The organism is Pseudofrankia saprophytica (assembly GCF_000235425.2).
Classification (GTDB): Bacteria; Actinomycetota; Actinomycetes; order Frankiales; family Frankiaceae; genus Pseudofrankia; species Pseudofrankia saprophytica.
This window is the reverse complement of record NZ_KI912266.1, coordinates 3,735,326-3,756,759: the sequence shown is the minus strand read 5'-3', so window position 1 is coordinate 3,756,759 and position 21,434 is coordinate 3,735,326. Positions and strand designations below refer to the sequence as shown.

General features: G+C 70.1%; 22 protein-coding genes and 1 pseudogene. 7 read left to right on the top strand and 16 right to left on the bottom strand.

What is annotated here, in order from left to right:
- Position 1: 1 nt before the first annotated feature.
- Entirely contained in the window at positions 2-499 is a 498-nt protein-coding gene (locus FRCN3DRAFT_RS0215695; protein ID WP_007515712.1) for a hypothetical protein, read from the bottom strand.
- A 176-nt stretch (positions 500-675) separates the two neighbouring features.
- On the opposite strand from FRCN3DRAFT_RS0215695, the gene FRCN3DRAFT_RS0215690 reads away from it, so the two are divergent.
- Both FRCN3DRAFT_RS0215690 and FRCN3DRAFT_RS0215685 read left to right on the top strand, forming a co-directional pair.
- Entirely contained in the window at positions 676-1,323 is a 648-nt protein-coding gene (locus FRCN3DRAFT_RS0215690) for a response regulator transcription factor (RefSeq protein WP_198535980.1), read from the top strand.
- Entirely contained in the window at positions 1,320-2,528 is a 1,209-nt protein-coding gene (locus FRCN3DRAFT_RS0215685; protein WP_007515714.1) for a sensor histidine kinase, read from the top strand. Before FRCN3DRAFT_RS0215690 ends, FRCN3DRAFT_RS0215685 begins: the two co-directional genes overlap by 4 nt.
- A 117-nt stretch (positions 2,529-2,645) precedes the next feature.
- On the opposite strand, the gene FRCN3DRAFT_RS0215680 is transcribed toward FRCN3DRAFT_RS0215685, so the two are convergent.
- From FRCN3DRAFT_RS0215680 to FRCN3DRAFT_RS0215660, 5 genes are all read right to left on the bottom strand, one after another.
- On the bottom strand, positions 2,646-3,608 hold the full coding sequence (locus FRCN3DRAFT_RS0215680; protein WP_007515715.1) for a phosphotransferase enzyme family protein: 963 nt from the start codon (positions 3,606-3,608) through the stop codon (positions 2,646-2,648).
- 156 nt (positions 3,609-3,764) lie between these two features.
- Positions 3,765-4,196, bottom strand: a complete 432-nt coding sequence (locus tag FRCN3DRAFT_RS0215675; protein ID WP_007515716.1) for an NADH dehydrogenase [ubiquinone] 1 beta subcomplex subunit 11 — start codon at positions 4,194-4,196, stop codon at positions 3,765-3,767.
- A 267-nt stretch (positions 4,197-4,463) separates the two neighbouring features.
- Positions 4,464-4,886 carry an SHOCT-like domain-containing protein gene (locus tag FRCN3DRAFT_RS0215670; RefSeq protein ID WP_007515717.1) on the bottom strand — a complete coding sequence of 141 codons (423 nt, stop codon included), beginning with the start codon at positions 4,884-4,886 and terminating at the stop codon, positions 4,464-4,466.
- A 9-nt stretch (positions 4,887-4,895) separates the two neighbouring features.
- Entirely contained in the window at positions 4,896-5,156 is a 261-nt protein-coding gene (locus FRCN3DRAFT_RS0215665) for a hypothetical protein (RefSeq protein ID WP_007515718.1), read from the bottom strand.
- A complete protein-coding gene (locus tag FRCN3DRAFT_RS0215660; protein ID WP_198535979.1) occupies positions 5,153-5,530 on the bottom strand; it encodes a DUF2089 domain-containing protein in 378 nt (125 codons plus the stop codon). Before FRCN3DRAFT_RS0215660 ends, FRCN3DRAFT_RS0215665 begins: the two co-directional genes overlap by 4 nt.
- Before the next feature lie 184 nt (positions 5,531-5,714).
- Here FRCN3DRAFT_RS0215660 and FRCN3DRAFT_RS54085 point away from each other — a divergent pair, with 184 nt between their 5' ends.
- Entirely contained in the window at positions 5,715-5,885 is a 171-nt protein-coding gene (locus FRCN3DRAFT_RS54085) for a hypothetical protein (protein ID WP_157845218.1), read from the top strand.
- On the opposite strand, the gene FRCN3DRAFT_RS0215650 is transcribed toward FRCN3DRAFT_RS54085, so the two are convergent.
- The 4 genes from FRCN3DRAFT_RS0215650 to FRCN3DRAFT_RS44665 all read right to left on the bottom strand — a co-directional run bounded on the left by FRCN3DRAFT_RS0215650 (position 5,878) and on the right by FRCN3DRAFT_RS44665 (position 8,938).
- Complete coding sequence (locus tag FRCN3DRAFT_RS0215650) at positions 5,878-6,495, bottom strand: dihydrofolate reductase family protein (RefSeq protein ID WP_007515721.1); 618 nt, start codon at positions 6,493-6,495, stop codon at positions 5,878-5,880. The two genes, FRCN3DRAFT_RS54085 and FRCN3DRAFT_RS0215650, sit on opposite strands and share 8 nt — an antisense overlap.
- 30 nt (positions 6,496-6,525) lie before the next feature.
- A complete protein-coding gene (locus FRCN3DRAFT_RS44675; protein ID WP_007515722.1) occupies positions 6,526-6,720 on the bottom strand; it encodes an HIT family protein in 195 nt (64 codons plus the stop codon).
- A 120-nt stretch (positions 6,721-6,840) separates the two neighbouring features.
- On the bottom strand, positions 6,841-7,104 hold the full coding sequence (locus FRCN3DRAFT_RS51520; protein WP_007515723.1) for a hypothetical protein: 264 nt from the start codon (positions 7,102-7,104) through the stop codon (positions 6,841-6,843).
- Positions 7,105-7,384: 280 nt separating this feature from the next.
- Positions 7,385-8,938 (bottom strand): MFS transporter, encoded by a 1,554-nt coding sequence (locus FRCN3DRAFT_RS44665; RefSeq protein WP_007515724.1) that lies wholly within the window; start codon positions 8,936-8,938, stop codon positions 7,385-7,387.
- 166 nt (positions 8,939-9,104) lie between these two features.
- Between FRCN3DRAFT_RS44665 and FRCN3DRAFT_RS0215630 the strand changes: the two genes are divergently transcribed.
- Together FRCN3DRAFT_RS0215630 and FRCN3DRAFT_RS0215625 are read left to right on the top strand one after the other, a co-directional pair.
- A complete protein-coding gene (locus tag FRCN3DRAFT_RS0215630; protein ID WP_007515725.1) occupies positions 9,105-9,776 on the top strand; it encodes a TetR/AcrR family transcriptional regulator in 672 nt (223 codons plus the stop codon).
- 90 nt (positions 9,777-9,866) lie between these two features.
- Complete coding sequence (locus FRCN3DRAFT_RS0215625; RefSeq protein WP_007515726.1) at positions 9,867-10,661, top strand: NYN domain-containing protein; 795 nt, start codon at positions 9,867-9,869, stop codon at positions 10,659-10,661.
- 62 nt (positions 10,662-10,723) lie between these two features.
- Here the strand turns inward: FRCN3DRAFT_RS0215625 and FRCN3DRAFT_RS0215620 are convergent, their stop codons facing one another.
- The 4 genes from FRCN3DRAFT_RS0215620 to FRCN3DRAFT_RS0215605 form a co-directional block, all read right to left on the bottom strand.
- Positions 10,724-11,866, bottom strand: coding sequence for an alpha/beta hydrolase (locus tag FRCN3DRAFT_RS0215620; RefSeq protein WP_131803604.1), 1,143 nt, complete (start codon positions 11,864-11,866; stop codon positions 10,724-10,726).
- Between the two features lie 106 nt (positions 11,867-11,972).
- Positions 11,973-12,806: a mycofactocin-coupled SDR family oxidoreductase gene (locus tag FRCN3DRAFT_RS0215615; RefSeq protein ID WP_007515728.1), complete on the bottom strand. Its 834-nt coding sequence runs from the start codon at positions 12,804-12,806 to the stop codon at positions 11,973-11,975.
- A gap of 36 nt (positions 12,807-12,842) precedes the next feature.
- Positions 12,843-14,561, bottom strand: a complete 1,719-nt coding sequence (locus FRCN3DRAFT_RS0215610; protein ID WP_007515729.1) for a flavin-containing monooxygenase — start codon at positions 14,559-14,561, stop codon at positions 12,843-12,845.
- Positions 14,562-14,872: 311 nt separating this feature from the next.
- Complete coding sequence (locus tag FRCN3DRAFT_RS0215605) at positions 14,873-16,267, bottom strand: ABC transporter substrate-binding protein (RefSeq protein WP_007515730.1); 1,395 nt, start codon at positions 16,265-16,267, stop codon at positions 14,873-14,875.
- A 399-nt stretch (positions 16,268-16,666) separates the two neighbouring features.
- Between FRCN3DRAFT_RS0215605 and FRCN3DRAFT_RS0215600 the strand changes: the two genes are divergently transcribed.
- A complete protein-coding gene (locus tag FRCN3DRAFT_RS0215600; protein ID WP_007515732.1) occupies positions 16,667-18,070 on the top strand; it encodes a tetratricopeptide repeat protein in 1,404 nt (467 codons plus the stop codon).
- Between the two features lie 97 nt (positions 18,071-18,167).
- Positions 18,168-18,362: pseudogene (locus tag FRCN3DRAFT_RS57720) on the top strand (helix-turn-helix domain-containing protein); the annotation flags it as partial.
- A gap of 327 nt (positions 18,363-18,689) precedes the next feature.
- On the opposite strand, the gene FRCN3DRAFT_RS0215595 reads toward FRCN3DRAFT_RS57720, so the two are convergent.
- Entirely contained in the window at positions 18,690-19,382 is a 693-nt protein-coding gene (locus FRCN3DRAFT_RS0215595) for a hypothetical protein (protein WP_007515733.1), read from the bottom strand.
- Between the two features lie 175 nt (positions 19,383-19,557).
- Complete coding sequence (locus FRCN3DRAFT_RS0215590; RefSeq protein ID WP_007515734.1) at positions 19,558-20,910, bottom strand: NsdA family TPR-like regulatory protein; 1,353 nt, start codon at positions 20,908-20,910, stop codon at positions 19,558-19,560.
- Positions 20,911-21,434 lie beyond the last annotated feature (524 nt).

The following is a 21,434-nucleotide window of genomic DNA, read 5'->3' as shown; positions in this document are numbered from 1 at the left end:
GTCACGCGCCGGCCTCGTCGAGGATGCCCTGGCAGTGCTGGGCGGCCTGCTGGAACGCCGGATCGTCGCGGTCGACATCGGCGCCGGCGAACAGGCCACCGGATGAACCAGGCTGTGGGTCGGGGAAGTCAGGTAGGCCGTTGTCGCGCATGCACTGCGCGAAGGCGACGTAGACGTCGAGGTCCGCGTCGCTCGGCTCTCCTCGGCCGCCTGCGGGCAGAAGGCTCTGGCAGGCCGACAAGGCCTCCTTGACGGCCGGATCGGCCGGATCGGCGCCCTCGCCGAGCTGCGGAACGCCGGTGGATGGATCCGGGTCAGCCATGTCGATACCGTGGTCGCGCATACACTCGGCGTAGGTCTGAGCTGGCGGCGTCGCCGCGGCACTACCGCCAGGCGCCGCGCTCGCGCCTGCCCCGGAGCCGCACCCGGCCAGCACCGCCGCCACCAGGCTCAGGCCGACCGTCGCGGCCGCAAACGGTCGCGTCGTGGTTCGAATCATCCGCTTCCTCCATCACCAGGCCGGGACGGCGCCCAAGCACACCGCCCAGTGGACGGCGCCGCCGATAACCACGCCGTAACGGCGGGCGGCGCTGGTTATCCGCTGGTTATGCGAGGTGCGGCACGCTGCACAGGTCACCGGTCAGGAGAGGGGTGGGCAGCGCCGTGGTTCGGGTGATGATCGTGGAAGACGAGCCGCAGCTCGCCGACGCGCTGCGCGAGGCGTTGGCCCGGGAGTCGTTCGCGGTCGACGTCGCCCACGACGGCGGCGAGGCCCTGGAGAAGTGCGCCGCCCACGACTACGACGTCGTGGTCCTGGACCGAGACCTGCCAGTCGTGCACGGCGACGACGTCTGCCGCGCGATCGTGGCGGCCAGGCGCCCGACCCGGATCCTGATGCTCACCGCCGCCTCGGCGATTCGCGCCCGCGTCGAAGGACTCGCGATCGGCGCCGACGACTACCTGGTCAAACCCTTCGCGCTGGCCGAGCTGTCCGCCCGGGTGCACGCCCTGGCGCGGCGCACCCTGCCTGCCGCCGCACCGGTTCTCGAACGCTCCGGACTGCGGGTGGACCAGACCAGCCGAACCGTCACCCGCGACGACCGACCAGTCATGCTCACGAACAAGGAATACGCGCTCCTCGTCGAGCTCCTCCGCGCCGACGGCGGGGTCCTGTCCGCCGAACGACTGCTGGAGAAGGTCTGGGACGAGAACATCGATCCCTTCACCAACACCGTCCGCGTGACGGTGATGAAGTTGCGCCGCAAACTCGGCACACCCCAGCTGATCGAAACGCTGCCAGCGGCGGGATACCGCATCCCATGAGCCGCCTGAGCCTGCGCGCCCGCCTCACCATTCTCTACGGAATGCTGTCCCTCCTCGCCGGGGCGGTCATCCTGACGCTGCTCTACCTGGTCGTCCAGGCCCGTCTCGATGCCAGGCTCGCCGGAGACTCCGACTCCCGCATCGCCGCCCTCCGGCAGAAGGCCGGCCAGTCGAGAGAAGCGACGATCACCACGCCCAACGGAAACCGGATCAGCCTCGACGAGCTCGTCGACCAGATCAGGGACAACGAGGAGAAGATCAGGAACGCCGCCCTCGACACGCTGCTCGTGCCGGGCAGCGGCATCGTTCTGGTCATCAGCCTCGCCACCGCGGGCACCGGTTGGATCCTCGCCGGACGCGGCCTACGACCGCTCCAGACCATCACCATCGCCGCTGGACAGATCGCCCGGTCCACCGGCCCCCAGCGCGATCTGGGCCGACGCATCGGGCTCTCCGGGCCCAGCGACGACATCAAACGGCTCGCCGACGCCTTCGACGCCATGCTCGAGTCCCTCGACCGCGCATTCGACGGCCAACGCCGTTTCGTCGCGAGCGCCTCCCACGAGCTTCGCACCCCGCTCGCACTCGAACGAGCCGTGATCGAGCTCGCGGCCACCAAGCCCGGCGCGCATCCAGACACCGTGCACCTCGCCGAGCGCCTGCTGGCCGTCAACGCGAGGAACGCCGACCTCGTCGACAGGCTCCTGACCCTCGCCGACGGCGGCAACGAACTCACTGAACCCATGCCCGTCGACCTCGCTGACATGGCGGCGGACATCCTCATCCAAACCGGCACGGACAATCCGACGAGCCCTCGGATCGACGCCAACCTCACGGCGGCTCCGGTGCTCGGAGACCCCATCCTGCTTCACCAGCTCGTCCGCAACCTCGTCGAGAACGCCATCGACCACAACGTGCCCGGCGGCTGGATCACCATCCGCACCGAGATGACCGACGCCCACGCGCACCTCATCATCGCCAACAGCGGCCCGCGACTCCTCCCCCACGACATCGACGGACTCTTCGAACCGTTCCGGCGTGGCCGACCCAACCAGGCAGGCGATACCGGCCGGCGTGGGTTCGGCCTCGGCCTCGCGATCGTCAAGGCCATCGCTGACAGCCACCACGCGCGCGTCACCGCCCAGCCCGGCAACGACGGAGGGCTGAGCCTGCGGATCACATTCCCAACCAGGATCGATCCCTGACATACGACGAAGCCCGAACTGGGCATCCAGTTCGGGCTTCGTCGATCGCGGAAGGCGACCGTCGCGTCGCCAGCTGGGACGTGGCCGTCGCCGCCATCACCGGCCTGGCTGGACCGGTCAGATCAGGTCGTCGGCGATCGCCTGAAGGCTGGCCAGCTCCCGTGCGGCCCAGCCTTCGTCGACGGACTCGGTACCGCGGAACCGGGGCTTGTCGACGAGATGGAACCGCAGGTTGGCTACCGTACCCGCGACCGCGAGCCAGGGCAGGACAGCCAGATCGCGCGGGCCGAGCGGGCGGACCTCGGTATATCCGGCGGCGAACGCGTCCCAGAACGGCGTGGCGCGCACCCCGGTCAGGTCGCTCGCGCGCCACCCATCACCGGCGAGATCAAAATCATAAATGACCAGACCGCCGCTGGTGAGACGAATGTTATCCAACGACACGTCGCCGTGGCAGGGCCCACGGTCGAGACCGTCGGCATGCTCGACGATCTGGCGCCGAGCCCGAGCCGCGACCCGACGAACGACATCCCGCGTCTCTGGCTGGTCGCGAAGCGCGGAAAGCACGGCTGCCAGCGGCTCGTCCAACATCCGCTCCAGGATGAACCCCCTGCCAGGTCGAACAGCGCGGAACGAGTCCCCAGCGGTATGCAACCGCGCAACGAGCCGACCGAAGTCGCGGTGGAGGGTCCCGTCGAACGGCTCCTCGGGCTTACACCCGTCGACATGCTCGGACAGCGCGAACGGTCGAGGGCCTTCCGGAGCGGCCAATTCACCGACGAGCTGGCCGCCCACGAGCGGCACGATCCTGGCCACGGGAACGCCGGCCGCCGCCAGATGAGCGACGAACTCCAGCTCCCAGGCCACCTCGGCATTCGACCGGCGGCCGTGGCAGTAAATCTTCAGCACATGACGCCCGCCCACGGAACGGACCTCGTAGACGTCGTTCACGAACGACCTCAACAGCATGCATCCCTCGACCACCAGCCCGTAGGCCTCCTCGACGACCACTCGCAGCGCGTCGGGCGCGAACACCGAACGCAGCACCGCCGTCACACCCCCGTATCCCGCACTACGCACGAACCGGCCTTTCCCGTCAACCGGGCGAAATTTCCCGCGCCCTCAGCCGTCTGAACCGGATGCCCTGATGCGACGAGGCCCGAACTGGGCATTCCAGTTCGGGCCTCGTCGATCGGAGGGCGACCGCCACGTCGCCGGACGGGACGCGGTCACGGATCACATGTACAGCAGGCTCCCGAGGACCACACCGACCACCGTGCCCACGATCGCCACGATCGTCGCCGTCTTGCCTCGGCTACTCCCCTTGCCCCAGGCCACGGCACCGCAGACGACCCCGGCGACCCCGGCGAGCGGGAACACGACACCGAGCACGCCCAGGACGAATCCCAGAATCCACAGCACGCGGACGCCGGAGGATTCGCCGGCGGGGTCAGCGCCGTACCGATGGGGCGAGCGGCCATACTGCTCCTGCCCGGATTCCGGATAGGGCATGAGCCCGGTCTGGTCGCCCGGCGGAACCGGGTACCCGGGATGCGGAGCGGCCTGGCCATCGGCGTTCTGGACGGCTCCCCCGTCCGGCAGTGCATACGGGTTGCTGTCCGTGACCCGCGAGTTCGCGGTGTCGGGCACTGACGTGGGCCTCGTCATTTCGACTCCGTTCTCTGCGTGTCCGTTCTGCGTCTACGTCGTCTGCTCCTACCCGGGTTTCCGCCGGACTCACCTGCAAGCTGACAGGAAATGGCGATTACCGCTGAAGTGTGTGGTCGATCAGCCCAGACGGCCCGCAGCCAGCTGCGGGCCGCCGACTGCGGCTAGGCTTTGGGGTGGCAGTTCAGACCGTGCTCTGCCGCGGCGGGCGCGGCCTCGAGAGGGTGTTCGAGCACCCTCTCGAGGGCCCGTCCGACTGGACGGCGCCTACTCGCAGAAGACACGCACCTTGGCATCGGGCTGGTCGACCTCCACGGTCATCTCGTCGAGGTGCTCCACGAGTGCCTCGAGCTGTTCGGGCTTGAGCTGCGTCAGGTCGAACGGCACGCCCGACTTGTTCAGTTCGACGTTCGCCCGACCCAGTGCCTGTGGGGGGATCAGGGCCGCCAGCCTTACGCCGGCCCGCAGCAGCTGCAGCGGCACCCGCACGTTGACCCGCCCCGGCTCGCCGTTCTCCAGGGTGTTCACCACCACCCGCAGGTACTTCGCCCTGCCCTTCGGCCGGGTGTCGAGACTCGACGCCGTCGGCGGCTGGTCCCGTTCGAGCGCGGCGATGAGCTGCTCCGCCTCCACCGCGGTGATCTTTCCTTCGGCCAGCATGTCGAGGATGTCCTTGCGCTGTTCGTTCATCGGGTCCTCCTATCGGATGGTTATGAGCACGGCCGTTCGGCCCTGCGCGATGTCGACCCGGGTGCCGGGCAACGCGGAGACGAAGCGCCAACCGGTGCCGAGTGCCCGCACCGCGCTGACGCGGTAGACGAGGCAGGCCACGGCGGCCACCAATACGGCCAGGACGACGAAGGGCGAGAGCACGAGCACCACGGGGAGTACCGGGACCCAGATCCGGGTGGGACGACCGTCCGGGTGTTCGACCCGCGCGGTCACCAGCTGCGGCATCATCCGCGACCCTCCAGTGCGGCCAATGCCTGCTGGGCGGTGATCTCGCTGCGGCGCAACCGATCGATGATGTCGGCCCGCGACGGCGCCGGATCGGTCTCGACGAAGTCGAGCATCTGCGTGATCCGGTTCAGTCGCGACTTGATCGTCGGGTAGCTCACCCCGAAGATCCGCTCCATCTCCTTGATGGAACCGTGACACCGCACGAACGCCGTCACGAAGACCTGATCCTCGACGCCCAGCTGAGCCAGTTGCGGCAGCTCGAACTCGCCCTCGATCGCGACGCCGCTCCCAGCCAGGCGCACCCGCTCGACGGCGAACGGCTGACCCCGGGTCAGGTTCGTGAGTTCCTGCCAGTCCATCGCTTGCCCTGTCATATTTCAAGTTGTATCCGACTTGTGTTCAACTTTCAATATGTTGATCTTAATTTTCTTAGAAGCGGGCTTCCTTCGGGCTCCTTGCTGGTCCGCTGGTGCCCCCAGGCGCCGGACCGCGGGAAGGCTCAACCGGTGAGGGGGCGGCGGGCCGGTCGAGCACCGCGCTGAAGTCGTGGGCCGCCAGGTGGCCGAAGCCGACGCGCAGGTGGCCGAAGCCGACGCGGAAGAACCGGTCGTGCTCGCCGAACCGGGAGCCCGGTGCCACCCGCGGGTCTCGAGCGTGGCGAGACGGGCGCGGAAGCCGGCGACCGGGCCGCTGGCAGCCCATGACGACCTGACCTACGACGTCATCTGACGACGTCGTAGGTCAGGTGTGTCGCGGTCGACGTCGAGACCACACTCCGCTGCACCAGCGTGCGCGGCGCCGCGCCGGTGAACAGCGGCGTCCCGGCGCCCAGCACCACGGGCGCGAGGTGCAGCGTCAGCATGTCGACCAACCCGGCGTCGAGCGCCGAGCCGATCGTGGCGCCGCCGCCCATGAGGACGACGTCGAGATCCTGGCCGCTGTCCGACGACGCCGCCTCCGCCCGCACGCGCGCGGCGGTGACGGCGTCGGGCAGGCCGGTGGTGATGAACGTCCAGTCGAGATCGGAGAGCCGCACCGACTCCGGCGGCGAGCTCGTCACGACGACGAACGCGGGCTTGCCGACCTCGCCGGCGCCGTAGCCGGTCTCGTCGTTCCAACCCTTCGGCCCGTCGACCAGGTCGAACAGCCGGCGCCCGAGGATGACGGCGCCCGAACGGGACGTCGACTCGCGCAGGATCTGTCGATCGTCAGCGCTGTCGGAGAACGCCCAGATGTGCAGGGCTTCCCCTCCGATGCCCAGACCGCTGTCCGGTCCGGGGTCGGGCCCGGTGACGAAGCCGTCGAGGGAGATCGAGATGTCCGCGATGATTCGGGTCATGCCAGGGCGGACCCGGGCCGCCGCACGAACTCATCGCTCACACAAAGCGCGTTCGAGACCGTGCTCCACCAACCTCACAGCATGTGCCCTCGGCACGACCAGCAGGTGCCCCGGTGTCACCGGCTGGTAGTCCATGAACGCGAGCACGTCGTCATCCTCGTAGACGACGCTCGCCTTCGTCGCGTCCTCGGCGATCTCGCAGGACACGCACAGGTCGCCGGTCACCTGACCCAGGACACCATGCCGCGACCGCCGGCGCGTTTGGCGGCGCGACGCTCGGCACGGCCGGCCGACCGGCGACACCGTGGGGCGGCTGCCCGGGTGTGGGACCCGGGCAGCCGCGCATCACTTCTTCTTGGGACGGGCCGGCGTCTGCGCCAGCGTGCTGGCAGCGGCGGACTTCTCCGCCTTGGTCGCAGTCTTGCTGGCCAGCGTCTTGCCTGCGGCGGAGGCTGCCTTCACACCCGTCTGCCCGGTGCTGTCGGGTGCCTGCGACAGCGCGCTCGCCGCGGCGACCTTCCCTGCCTTCTTGGGTGCGTTCTTACGGGTCAGCGTCTTGCCCGCGGCCGAGGCGGCCTGAGGGCCGGTCTGACGAGGATTCCTTGCCATGATCAACACCTTTCTCCGGATCCGATGTGCCTCGCGACCCGGAAGCTGATGTCCGACGCAGTCTCACTCAGCGCTTTGGCATCAGCTCGGTCCCGCGATAACCGCCGGCCCCCACCAGGCCGGCGTTCGCCGTTTCAGCCGCCGAGCCCGGCGACCGCGACGAACCAGGAGCTACCCCAACTTCGACGACGAAACCAAAACAACTACGTCCAACCAGGCAAGCCGTCCCCTGCGACCGGCAGACAGTCCGAACCCATTGCCATCGACCGGGTGTCAGTCCTCAGTCGTCGGCTGCCGCCGGGCCCGGTGCCTGACTCGGCGAGGCCTCGGACGGCTGGATCTCCGTCGATGGCTGGCCTTGATGGTTTCGCCAGGTCAGCAGCACTGTCAGGAACACGGCGGCGACGAATCCCGTCGCCACGGTGAAGGCGCCGGCCATGCCGCCCGCCAGGATGTGGTGGTGCAGTTCCCGCGGGTCGAGGCCGGCTGGCGGGTTTCTCGCGGCGTCGCGGCTCGCGGCGCCGTAGACCGTGACCAGTACCGCGAGGCCGAGCGCGGCTCCGACCTGCTGCGTCACGACCATCATGCTCGACGCCGCTCCGGCGCCCTTCGGGTCGACGCCGGCGACCACGCTGATGTTGAGCGGCACGATCAGCATGCCGACCCCCAGACCAAACAGCAGCATCGGGCCGAGAATCCCGGTCGCGTAGCTCGTGTTCTCCGAGAGCTGGGTGAGCCAGCCCATCCCGCCGCCGCAGAGCGCGGCACCGGCGAGCATGAGCAGCTTCGCGCCGAGTCTTGGTAGCAGCGTGGACGTCCGCTGCGCGGAGACCAGGAGGCCGACCGAGAGCGGAAGGAACGCGAGACCCGCCCGCAGGGCGCTGAAGCCAAGCACCTCCTGGAGGAACTGGGTGGTGAAGAAGAACATGCTGAACATGCTTCCGAGCAGCAGCAGGAGCAGGAAGTAGGACCGGGCTCGGGCGGGTTCAGCCACCAGCCGCAACGGGACCACCGGTTGCTCGGTCCGGGCCTCGTGGGCGACAAACAGTGTGAGCACGACGACCGCGAGTCCGAACGCGGCCAGGGTCCAAATATCGTCCCAGCCGTCGGACGACGCCCGGATGAAGCCGTACGTCAGGGCGGCCAGGCCGACGGTCGCGGTGAGCGCGCCGGTGACGTCGAACCGCCCGGGACTGCGCGTCGGGCCGCGGACGAACCTCGGCGCCAGCGCCGCGACCCCGATCGCGATCGGGACGTTGATGAACATGACCCAGCGCCAGGACACCCAGGTGGTGAGCATCCCGCCGAGGATGAGGCCGATCGACCCGCCGACGCCGTTGGCCGCGGCCCAGGCCGCGAGCGCCTTCGTCCGGCGGGGGCCCTCGGGGAAGTTCGCCGTGAGCAGCGCCAGGGCGTTCGGCGACGCGCAGGCGGCGCCGACGCCCTGGCCGACGCGGCAGGCGATCAGCATCCATGACTCGGTTCCGAGGCCGCCGGCCAGCGAGGCGGCGGCGAACAACAGGACGCCGGCCTGGAAGACCCGCAGTCGGCCAAGGATGTCGCCGGCCCGGCCGCCCAGCAGGAGAAGGCCGCCGAAGGCGAGTGTGTAGGCGTTGAGCACCCAGGCCAGGTCGGTGGGTGAGAAGCGCAGCGCCCGTTGGATGTCGGGCAGCGCGACGTTCACGATCGTGGTGTCCAGGACCAGCATCAGCTGGCTGGACACGATCACGGCGAGAGTGACGCCGCCCCGCGTCCGGTCGGGTGGAGCGATCCGGCGGGGTGGAGCACCGGGGGGACGCTCCTCGCGCGGGGCCGCCGCCGCGGCTGTCGACATCGATACCTCCTCGACGGAGCCCAGATAAGGTCCGATCTCGTACCTTGCGGGCATGCTAGCAAGACCGTCGACCCATTGGATACCAATGAGTATCTTAAAATTGGCGATACGATCGAGGCTGTGCCGCGAGGATCGAGCGCGACGACCGGGTGGGAGTAGCCGGCCCATGACGGTCGCCCCCACCCCCGGCTCGCGCCCCGGCGCCACCACGGCCACGCGCCGCCGCGGCGACAACCTGCGAAAGGCGATCTTCGACGCCGTGTTCGAGCAGCTACAGGCGGTCGGCTACGCCAATCTGACCATGGACAAGGTCGCGGCGGCCGCGCGGACCAGCAAGACCGTCCTCTACCGCCGGTGGGCGACGAAGGACGACATGATCAACGAGGCGTTGCGGGACGTGCTGCCCTCGCCCGCCGCCGTGGTACTGACCGGCGAGGTACGCGCGGACGTACACGCACTGTTGCGGTGCGTGCAGACCTCCTTCACCTCGACCAGAGGGACGGCGCTCCAGCTCGTCTCCGCGGAGGCCGGCTGCGAGCGAGGGTTCGTTCGCCAGGCCGTCATCCAACACGTCGTCGAGCCCTGCATCGACCTGATCTTCGAGGTGCTGCGGCGCGGCGCCGAGCGCGGCGAGGTCCGCCCCGAAGCGGCGTCCCGGCTGGTGGCCAGCAGCGGTCCCGCGATGCTGGTCCAGTACTCCCTGCTCCACAGCCCGCTGCTACCCGACGAATTCGTCACCTCCGTCGTCGAGCAGATCGTGCTGCCCCTGACCGAGCAGGTTCCGACCAGCGGCGACCGGCTCACCTCGACGACACCCACACCCGTCACGGCCGCATAGAAACGGCGGGCGCTCCCAACCGCACGTCGGACGCGTCGATACTGGACGTCACCGGACGCCTGCGCCGGTATCGACGATTGAGGTGTGTTCATGGCCGGCGAGAACACAGCCAGGCTCGCGGTACTGATCGACGCGGACAACGCGTCGCCCGCGAGCGTCGAGGGGCTGCTGGCCGAGGTCGCCAAGTACGGCACCGCGCACGTCAAACGTGCCTACGGGGACTGGACCGGAACCAGCCTGCGGGGCTGGAAGGACCAGTTGCTCGCCCAGTCGATCCAGCCCATCCAGCAGTTCGCCTACACCAGCGGCAAGAACGCCACCGACGCGGCGATGGTCATCGACGCGATGGACCTGCTGTACTCCGGCCGCTTCGACGGGTTCTGCATCGTCTCCAGCGACAGCGACTTCACCCGGCTCGCCCAGCGTGTGCGCGAGTCGGGGCTGACCGTGTACGGCTTCGGCGAGCGCAAGACCCCGAAGGCCTTCGTCGCCGCGTGCGACAAGTTCATCTACGTCGAGAACCTGACCGACGCCGAGCCCATCGCCACCGCCGGAGTGGTTCCCAGGCTGAGCACACGCCCACCCACGTTGCAGCTCAAGGGGGATGCCGAGCTGATCAACCTGCTGCGCAATTCGATAGACGCCGCCTCGGACGACGACGGCTGGGCGACGCTGGCCTCCGTGGGGCACATCATCACCAAGCGAAAGCCGGATTTCGACTCCAGGAGCTATGGCTACACCAAGCTCAGCGACCTGCTGACCGCGATCAGCCTGTTCGAGGTGAGTCGCCGCAGCCCTGGCGACGGAAAGCCCGGGATCATCTACGTACGCGACAAGCGGAGCATCCACAGCGAGAAACCCAAGATCACCACGCTGGGAGGGTGAGGCGGGAAGGCGCGGCCCGCCGGTAGCGGCGGTCGGCGGCGCCCTCCGCCGGGTCGATGTCGTCAGGCGGCCCGGTGGGCGGCGAAGAAATCCGCGTTCTGCGCCTTGAACTCCGCGTTGAACTGGTGCTCGCCGATCGTGGCGAGCGTCTCGGCGTCAACCGCGGTGCGTTGGCCCGCGGTGAGGCCTGCGGGTAGACGGACGCCGCTGAAGGGATCGCTGACGGTGTTCCCGCGTCCTGCGGGCAAGGAGACCAGCAACTGGCCAGCGGAATCGATCATCCCGGCCTGCCGGTAGGCGGCGACGACCGCCGTCGCCGTCGCCTCGGTGACGCCTGGTACGCGCAGATAGCGCGCCGGGGTCACGGCTCGCTGACTGACCTCGTGCAGCTCGGTGGGGTATCCGGCGCGGGCGATCGCGGCCAGGTCGGCCTTTTCCTTGGCGGGACTGGTAACGGTGTCGTTGGCCCCGACCACCATGAAGGTGGGCACCCGCAGCCCGCCGAGCCGGTCGACAGCCTTGGTCGGACCGGCCATGTACAGGGCTACCGCGCCGATGGGGACATCGGCCGAGCTCTCGGCCGCGGCCCACAACGCGGCGAACGCGCTGCCGTTGGACATGCCGATGCCGTATGTGGGTGTGCCGGCGTCGACGGCGGTGGTGTCGATGACGTGCCGGCGCAGCCGGTCCATCCGAGCCAGGTCGGGGTTGGACGTCATGGACGGGTCGTCGACGTTCCAGCGCCGATCTCCGGAGCGTTCGGTGCTCTCCGTGGCCACATAGCCGAACCCTCTGCCGATCATCTCGTTGAGGACGTCGACACTCTCGACCTTGACCGCGAAGTTGGCGCCACCGCCCGAGCCGTGGAAGAAATAGATGATCCCCGCGGGATGGGCAGGGATGTACGAGTAGGTGGTGAAGCCCTCGAAGCTTCCCTGGTTGGGCGGTACAAGCGGATACACCGGCTGGGTCGACACCCCGACGGCCGGGTCGACGCCCGCCGTCACGGTGCCGGGCGTACCGGGCGTCGCCGACGCGTCGGCGCCCGACGAAGGGACAACCGCGCCCGGCCCACGGTTGGCAGCGGCACCTCCACAGCCGGCGAGCAGCACGGCGACGACCACTGTTCCGATCAGTGTTCTCGTCGTACGCCAGGTCGCGCCCGTCCTCGGCGTGCGCGGGCCTCGCGTCGCGGATGTCCTCACGGCGGCGAGCCTGTCCTCTGGCCCCCGCCCGCCGGGTAAGAAAATCATCAGGCTCAGGTAAAACCGAGCAGATTCTCGTGAAGGCGCCGCTCGATTCGCCGGATCCCTACGCCGAGTTCCGGGCCATGGCCCCGGCTGTCACCGACAGGGTCTCGCCGGTGACGTAGCGGGCGTCGTCCGAGCAGAGGTAGGCGATGGCGCCGGAGATGTCGGCCGCCTCGACCCACGGCACCGGGATGGCATGGCTCGAACCGTAGGCGGCCGCGGCGTCGGCCACCGTCGGGTTCTCGGTCGGCACCATCTCGCGCAGCATCTCCTGGCTGAGAATCATCGGCGTGTCCACCGAGGTCGGCAGCACCGCGTTGACGGTGATGCCCTGCGTGGCGACCTCGAGGGCGAGCGTCTTGACCAGGCCGATGACGCCCCACTTGGCGGCGGCATAGTGCCCCAGGTAGGGCTGGCCGGTGCGTCCGGCGAGCGACGAGGTGGCCACGATCCGGCCGAACCGCTGCTCGAGCATCGTCGGCAGTACCGCGCGCAGGGTGTTGAAGACGCCGGTGAGGTTGATGTCGATGACGTCGCGCCAGGTGTCGTCGGTCATCTTCGCGATCGTGCTCTTGCTCAGGACCGCCGCGTTGGCCAGGCAGAAGTCGAGGCGGCCGAGCTCACCGACCGTCTCGGTGACCGCTTCGGCGACCTGAGCGGGATCGCGCACGTCGGCGACGATCGTCAGGCACCGGCGGCCGAGGTCCTCGACCAGCTTGGCCGTCTCGGCCATCTCCTCCCGCGTTCCGAGCGGATAGACGATGGAACCGGGCCGCTGGGGAGCGTCGAAGATCGCCACATCGGCGCCCTCCGACGCGAACCGCACGGCGTGCGACCTGCCCTGGCCGCGGGCTCCGCCAGAGATGAAGACGACACGTCCGTCGAACCGCCCCATGGGTGAACTCCTGTCTCGTCGATCAAAGCTCGCTCGTCAGGCCGGTTTCACGGCCGGGGCCGGGGCCGAAGTCGGGGTAGAGGCCGGGCCCGCGGCCATACCCGGGGTCGTGGCCGCGGATCCGCGGCGGGCGCCGGACAGGGCGAACCCCGAGTAGCCGGCAGCGGCGCAGTCGTCACATGCCTCGCGGTAGGCGACCATGCCGCCGATGTAGGGCATGAACTGCCGGGGTTTGCCGTCGATGTTGGCGCCCAGGTACCAGGATCTCGCGTGGAGATACAGGGTGTGGGTCGCGACCGTGTGCACGTGGGCTGCCCAGGCGTCCTGGGCCTCGGCGTCGGCCTCGATGCGGGTGAGGCCCCGTTCGCGCAGGTAGGTGAGGCAGGCGACGACCCAGTCGACGTGCTGTTCGTTCGCCCGGATCACGTTGGCCAGCACCGAGGGACTGCCCGGCCCGGTCAGGGTGAACAGGTTCGGGAACCCGGCGACGGCGATGCCCAGCAGGCTGCGCGGCCCGCTGGACCACCGCTCGGCGAGCGTGTCACCATCCGCGCCGCGCAGGTCGATGCGGGTCAGCGGGCCGGTCATGGCGTCGTACCCGGTCGCGAAGACCAGCGCGTCCAGGTCGTACGTCGCCGCCACGGTGTCGATCCCGGCCTCGGTGATCGTCGTGATCGGCTCGCGTCGCAGGTCGACCAGCGTGACGTTGTCACGGTTGTAGGTCGCGAAGTAGCCGGTGTCGAGGCAGATCCGCTTCGAGCCGATCGGGTAGTCGGTCGGGACGAGCGAGGCCGCGGTGTCCGGGTCGGCGACGATCTCGCGGATCTTCCCGCGGACGAACTCGGCGAGTGTCTCGTTGGCCTCGAGGTCGCGCCCGGTGTCGGTGTAGGTGCGCATCAGCTCGGTACCGCCGACGGCCCAGCGGTGTTCGTACTCCTCGGCGCGCCGCTCAGGCGGGTCAGCCAAGGCGCAGCGGTCGGTCCCGGCGTTGTACACGCCCGCGTTGGTGCTGCCGGAGGCGAGCAGTCCCTCGTAGTCGCGCTGGGCGACCCAGATCTCGCGGCTGGACATCGGCCGGTTGCGGGCCGGCAGGCTGTAGTTCGGGGTGCGCTGGAAGACCGTGAGGTGGGCGGCCTCGGCGGCGATCTCAGGGATGGCCTGGATGCCCGACGAGCCGGTACCGATCACCCCGACCCGTTTGCCCGCGAGGTCGACTCCCCCGTGCGGCCACCGGCCGGTGTGGTGGATGGGGCCGGTGAAGCGGTCGCGGCCGGGGATGTCCGGCACCTGCGTCGCCGAGAGCGCGCCGACCGCCGCCACCAGGAACCGGCAGCGTAATCGCCGGCCCCGGTCGGTCTCGACGGTCCAGGTGTGGTCGCCGTCGTCGTAACGCGCGGAGGTGATCCGGGTGTCGAAAGTGATCATCGGCAGCAGATCGAAGCGCTCCGCGACGTACTCGGCGTACCGCAGGATCTCGGGCTGGCCGGCGAACCGCTCGGACCAGGCCCACTGGGCGGTCAGCTCGCGCGAGAACGAATAGCAGTAGTCGACGCTCTCGACGTCGCAGCGGGCCCCCGGGTAACGGTTCCAGTACCAGGTGCCGCCGACGCCCCCGCCGGACTCGAACGCGCGGGCCGAGAAGCCGGCTCCGCGAAGCTCGTGGAGGGCGTACAGGCCGCCGAAACCGGCTCCGATGACGATGACCTCGTAGTCGAGCGCCGGGTCGAGCGCCGCCTCATGCGCGTCGGCGGTCATCCGGTCACGCCGCCGATCACGCCGCCATCGGCCTCGCCCGGCACACCGCGACGGCCGCCTGGCGCGGTCTCAGTCGCCACCCTCACGCCGACCCGCCCCCATTCCTCTTCCCGTTCCCGCCGTTCCCGCCGGTTCGGACGACCCCGAGCCCGGCGGCGAGCGGTGCGAGCAGGCCACCTGGGCCGAGCGGCGACATCAGCCTCACGGGCCCCGGCTCCCACCCGATCAGACCTCACCGAGACTCGGTTGGATAACGTATACCATTCTGCCTGCCAGGCACTCCCGGTTCCGGCACCCAGCTGGCCCCTGGGCTACTGGCCAAGCCGGTGGCCGCACCAGCGGTTGCGGCTGTCGGGAGTGGCGGCCGGGTTTGGGACGACGTCGTACCGGGTGCCGGCGGCGTTGACCTTCATGAACGTGTAGCAGAGGTTGACCTGGCCGAAGTCCTTGGTCATGTCGACCGGTCCCGGCAGCAGGCCGCCCGCGTCGTATGTGCTGGCCCGCAGGGCATCGATGTAGGAGGCGCGCGTCGGGCAGTCACCGGCCTTGTCCAGTCCGTAGAGGAACAGGTCGGTGTCGATGTACGCGACCAGGGCGAGTTGCTGGTCGGGTGGCTGAAGTTCGGGTGAGTACTGCCGCATCGCGCCCAGGTAGGCCTGGTGCGCGGGACTGCCGATCTCGAACGGGACGTAGCTGGTGGCGACGTTCAGGCCGCTCAGCGCGCTGCCGTACTTGTTGAGCAGGCTCTCGTCATATCCGTTGGCCGCGAAGATGACCTTCACCGGAGCGCCGGCCGTCTTCATGCCCCGCACGAGTGCGGCCAGGTCGGGGCCGTTGGAGGTGGTGATCACCACGTCGACGTGGGCCTGGCTCAGCTGCTGGCCCAGCTGGACTGGGTTGGTGATGTTCGGGTTGTAGAGGAAACGGCCGGGCGCGGTCGGGATGCCCACGGACGCGAGGCTGCTGGTGATCCTCCCCGTGACGTCCCGGTCGACCGGGCTGACATCGTTCTGGACCACGGCTGCCCGGGTGCCGCCCTGCGCCTTGACGTATTCGCCGTACGTCGAGACCGACGGCCCGTCGGTGAACTGGTACGCGTACGCGAACATGTTGCGGTATCGCGGGTCGGCCCAGAACTGTTCGGCCGGGACGCCTGTCACCGGGATGCCTCGCTCCCGCAGGTAGTCGGCTCCGCCGGAGGCGGTGATGGATGCCTCGACGAGGCCGAAGACGTCGTCGTTCTCGACCAGCTCGCGGACGGTCTCGAGGTTCTGGGTGGCCACGCTGCCGTCGTCGCGCCAGGTGTAGACCAGTTTGCGGCCGTGGATCCCGCCGGCCGCGTTCGCCTGCTCGATCCTCGCGATGAATCCGCTCCGGGCGGCGGTGAACGCGGTGGCGCCCGCGCCGGTGTCCGGGTAGACGAAGCCCAGGCGGATCTCGCCCGCGCTGTATCCGGGGGTGTCGCAGCCGGTGCCGCCGACGGGACCGCTGCTCGTGTGATCGGTCGGCGCCGCCGAACAGGCCGCGGCGAGGACCGCGACCAGCGCGACGACCAACCCGGTCGGCCGTGACAGCTCGAATCCGCGTCGTACCCGCGGGCCGCGGGTGGTGTCTCGCGAGCGGGAGCGCGCCGCGCCGCGGCCCGGTCGCCGCCGCGAGCCGGGTAAGGCCGCGTCGGCCGTCCGCGCATCCGCCTCACCGAGCATTTCGGTACCTCCGTCGGTTGATGCCCTCCGGCCCCGCGAGGCCCATACTCTGGACATGTCGCACGCCACACCCTAGATCTAGGTTCTTTTCCACCGAGGCCGTGGGTTCGGTCAGTCAACAGAGCTGGCATTTCTTGACAGATCCCGTGGCCCGAAGGCACAGAACAGCGTTTCAGCTATGTGCACGTCCTACGCGGAGCCTCGGCGGCGCGGCACGGCGGGCGAACGGGAGGTGCCGACCGCGGCGGTCACCTTCGACGAGCTGGCCTCTGCCGTCGTCGGGCGCCGCGTCCTCCCCGAGACCCACTCAAACAGGCCACGCTCCTCGATCGCGGCAGTGCCGCCTGACGTTCGGGGCTTGGTCATGCCCGCTCCCCCGGAGCGATTGATAATTGCCCCATGAGCGAGACCTTCACGGACCGCTGGGGAGTCCCGGTGCAGGCCACCGACCTGGCCGCCATCACGTTGCTGGACCAGGCGATCGAGGACCTCGTCTCGCTCGCCGGGGACCCGGTCGGGGGCGCCGAGGCCGCGATCGCCGCGGACGGCGACCTGGCGCTCGCTCGGATCTTTCGCGCCTACCTGTCGCTCTATGCCACGACCGCGGACGGTGTCGCCGAGGCCAGCGCTCTCCTCAAGCCGCTGGAGGCCGACGCGGCCGGCCCCGGCGAGGCCCCGATCAGGCGGACCGGGCCGGTCGCCCCGACCGCGTCAGTCGCCCCGCGCGAGACCCACCACCTGGCCGCCGCTCGGGCCTGGGCTGACGGCGACTGGCAGGCGGCCACCCGCGCGCTGCGGGGCGCCCTGGTGGCCAACCCCCGTGACCTGCTGGCCCTGAAGGTCGCGCAGGATCTCTGCTTCTTTCTCGGCAACCGCCAGGAGCTGCGCGACGTCGTCGCGCGGGTGCTTCCCGCCTGGCCGGACAGCGACCCGGCCTGGGGGTTCGTCCAGGGCATGTACGCGTTCGGCCTCGAGGAGAACGCGGACTACGCAGGAGCGCGGGACGCGGCCCGCCGCGCCCTTGCCCGTGACCCGAAGGACGTCTGGGCCGTGCACGCGCTGGCTCACGTGTTCGAGATGGAAGGGAGTCTCGACCCGGGCGTGTCGTTCCTGACCTCCTCAGCTCCCGACTGGCGGAACAGCTACTTCGCGGTGCACAACTGGTGGCATCTCGGGCTGTACCTGCTGGAGCTGGGCCGGGCCGACGACGCGCTCGCGCTGTACGACGAGCGGATCCGCGCGGTCAGGTCCACCGAATGGCTGGACATCGTCGACGCGGCGGCGCTGCTGTGGCGGCTGGCGCTGTACGGGAAGGACGTCGCCGGCCGCGCGGCCGCGCTCGCGGCGGACATCTCCGACCTGGTGGGTGCATCGACCTACCTCTTCAACGACTGGCACGCGGTCATGACCTTCGGGCTCGCCGGCGATCACGCCCGCGCGGCGCAGGTCGTCGCCGCCAACCAGAACCCGACCGCCCCCACGAACAGACTGGCGGCCGAACGGGCCGGACGTACGCTGCTCACCGCCTTCTCGGCGTTCACCGCCGGCGAGCCGGCGGCCACCGTGGACCTCCTGATCGACATCCGCCCCGAGGCCCATGTGGTCGGTGGGAGCCACGCGCAGCGCGACATCATCGACCTGACTCTGATGGCCGCGGCGACAAGGTCCGGGCAGGCCGGCCTCGCCCGCGCCCTGGTCACCGAGCGGGTGGCGCGCAAGCCGTCGGCCGAGCCCTCGGCTCGTGCCCTGCTCCTCGCGAACGACGGCGACGAGGCCTGGCTCGCCTGGGAGCCCACGGCGTAGCTCCGTTCCAGGCCTCTTCCGATGGAAGCGGCCGGGGTCCGGCTCCTGTCATCATCCGTCGGTGGGCCTTCCCGTCGATCAGAGGAGACCCTGACGAGTGGCACCGTCCGGCGCTCTCGCGGAACTGCTGCAGCACCTCCGGGAACGCAGCGGTCGCACGTACACCTCCCTGGAGCGGCGCACCGGGATCAGCCGGTCCAGCCTGAACCGCTACTGCCTCGGCAGCGCGGTCCCGCCGAGCTACGGCGTCGTGGAGAAGATCGCCGTAGCCTGCGGCGCGAGCCGGAGCGAGCTCGACGCGCTCTACCGGGTATGGGCCGAGGCGCGTGCCGACGAGCGGCCGCCCAAGCCCGAGCCGGCGGCCGAGGGACGAGGACGAGCAGGCGCCTCGACCCGCGACACCAGAGCCCGCCGCACTGAGGCTCGCGGCACCGGAGCCGGCGGCCGGTGCGGTGGCGGCGGCTGCCGTACGAGTTCCTGTCCGCCTGGTCGCCGGCGCCCGGACGGCCGGCCTTCGGGCGCAGTACACGTTCGGCGGCACGCCGGCCTGGGCCAGCCCGGCCGGGCCTCGCTCGCCCTACCCCGAAGAGCCGCGAGCCTCCGCGCCGGACTCGATGGACTATGGCGGGCCCGGCGGCCCCGGCAGGCCCGGCGGTGCGGGCGGTGCGGGCGACGGCCGCGGCGGTGGGACCGGCGACGTCGTGGCCAGGGTGGCTTCGACGTCGGGCAGCCAGAACGCCACCTCGAGGGTCTTGAGGGCTGCCCACCGGGACAGCTCGTGCCCTACTCGCGTCGCACCGACGAAACTCACGAGGAAGGCCCCCACGCAGAACGCGGCAAGACCTCGCTCACTACCGACGATCAATTCGACGGCGGCGACGCCCGCCGACAGAAGGAACGCAAGCCCGGCGTTACGCAGCGCTATTCCGCTGGCCCGCAACCGGCTTATCTCAACCGCCGAGTCCGGCGCCTTGACCTCGATGGCGGCGAAGACGAGCGCCGGGTCGACCTGGACGAACGCCATGGACTGGGCAGCGGGAAAGCGGTCGAGGAACTCCCGCCGAGCGCTGCGCCCGCGGCCCAGCCACCGCGGCATCCGCCGCCCCAGAAACCGGCGCGGTGCATAAGTGAGCTGGCCGAGCAGGTAGCTGGCGATGATCCCACCCGCGATCAGCAGCGTGGAGTTGAGGTCGCCGACCTGCCCGAGGTCGACCCACGACGCCCGGTCCAGGACATACAGCAGCAACGCGAGGTACAGCGAGCCGGGAGTCGAGTAGGCGAAGACGTCAAAAACCCCGAGACTGAGATTCACGTTCGCCTCTCTCCGGTCCGCCGCGTCCCATCCTGCGCGGACGGTGCCGGCGGTCGATGCCCAGCTGTCACCGCGATCATCTCAACACCACGGTGCCGGCCGCCGCGTCAGGTCACGCGGCAGCCGAGGCGTGCGCGCGCCGTTCCTTTCCGCGCGCCGCGGCCCGGCTGCCGCCTCAGCCGGTGGTGATCTCGGCGAGTCGCCGCTCGAGATCGCGGGCGGCGGGGAGGGACGCGTGCTGGCGCAGCCGGGCGCGCACCTCGTCGGCGCGCCGGGCGTTGCGCCGGGACCGGGTGACCGTCAGCAGTGGGACGGCCTGAGCGGCCAGCGCGCAGCCGGCGTCGACGTCACCCAGGTCGATCTGCACGCCCGCACGGCGCAGCAGGTACGTCGCCCGGTCCCGCACCTTCTCGGTCGGATGGGCCGCCTGTGCCCGGCTGAGCCATCCGTCGGCTGACAGCAGACGACCGAGGTCGATGTAGCAGCAGCCGACCTGAGCCTGGAACTCGGCCTCGTCGAAGTAGCACGCCCAGGCCGGCTCCGGCGTCGTCTCCTGGTCGAACGCGGATTCGGCGAGGCTGAGCTCACGCATGCAGGTGACCTCGTCGCCCAGCGCCGCGTGCGCCCGGGCCTTGCGCATGTGCAGCATCGCGCCGACCCGGCCGGTGGTGGCGCCCGCGGTGCGCACGGCCGCCTCGGCCAGCCCGATCGCCTCGACGGGCTGGGAAAGGTCGACGCACTGCAGCGACATGTTCTTCAGCACGTTCGCGCCGAGCAGGCGGTCACCGGCGGCGTGCGCGGCGTGCAGCGCGGTCACCCAGTAGCGCTGCGCACCTGTCTGGAACCCGGCGTCGAAGGAGACCCAGCCGGCGAACCGGGCGAGCTCGGCGGCCACGACGTGCAGCTCTCGGCCGATCCGCTCGGTGTAGCGGCCGCGGGCGAGCAGCTCCGTCACCACCCCGAGCTCCGCGTCGACGAGCCGGCGCACGCTTGCGCCGCCGAGCCGGTCGTCCATCACCCGCAGGCCGGGAATGCTGTGCGCGATCCGGTGCACGATCTGCTCGTCGACGAGACCGCCGTCCAACGCGCCAGCGAGGTGCACCGGCTCCAGCCCCAGCCACTCGTCCGCGAGTGCGGCGACGCCGGGGCCGCTGATGGTCAGGAAGCCACGGCGGTCGGTCACCGCGTCCTGGACGACGTCGGTCAGCGCGGTCAGGCTGCCAACCTGGGTCCAGGGGTAGTCGAGCCGGACGTTGTCGCCGGTAGGCAGCCAGGACGGCCAGGGATGGGACTCCAACCGCTCGGTGGGCACTCCCAGCTCCGTCGCCAGCGCCAGCTGGGACACCCGGTCCGGGACGACGCCGCGGTGCTCCCAGCGCCACACCTTCTGCCGCTCGGCAGCCATGTTCCCCTCGCCGAGATCGCGGGCTCTCTTGGCGACGACCCGGGCGAGCTTCTGATAGGTCCAGCCCCGCTGGGTGCGGACGAACGTCAGCGGATGGGTGCATACCTGGGCGTTCACGGTCATTGTCGGCGGTCCTCTCGGTTGCGGGCAGAAGCGTCCGGGAGACGGCTGAACCGGGGCGCGGGCAGGGCGCTCCGCGACGACGGTCTGGCGCTGAGACAGGCAGCTCATCGGCCGCCCAGAGGGGAAACACCCGGCCAGGCGCACGGCTGCGGGATCTGAGTAACTGGCCACTGGCCGAGATATCCGGCGTTGCGGAGGCGGCAGCTCGGTCTGCTGGTCACATCCGCCGGTCACATCCGCCGGTCACGGAACCACGGGTTTATCGTTGGGCCACGTGACGGGATCGCCGATTCTGGCCGTCGGCCACGGAGAAGGAGTAACGACCTTCCTCCGTCGGAAATCCGTTCCCGCGGCCGCGGCATCAGACGGCCCTGGAACCGCTGTCAGGAGATATTGGGGGGTAGCAGTAGGGACGCCACGGCTCGGTGCGTCGAGGCGCATGGACCTCGTAGCGCTCGGCTGTCATCCCAGCCGCGGCCGCAGTCAGGACAGCGCCGGGGAATGACGGCCAGTACTCGAGCAAG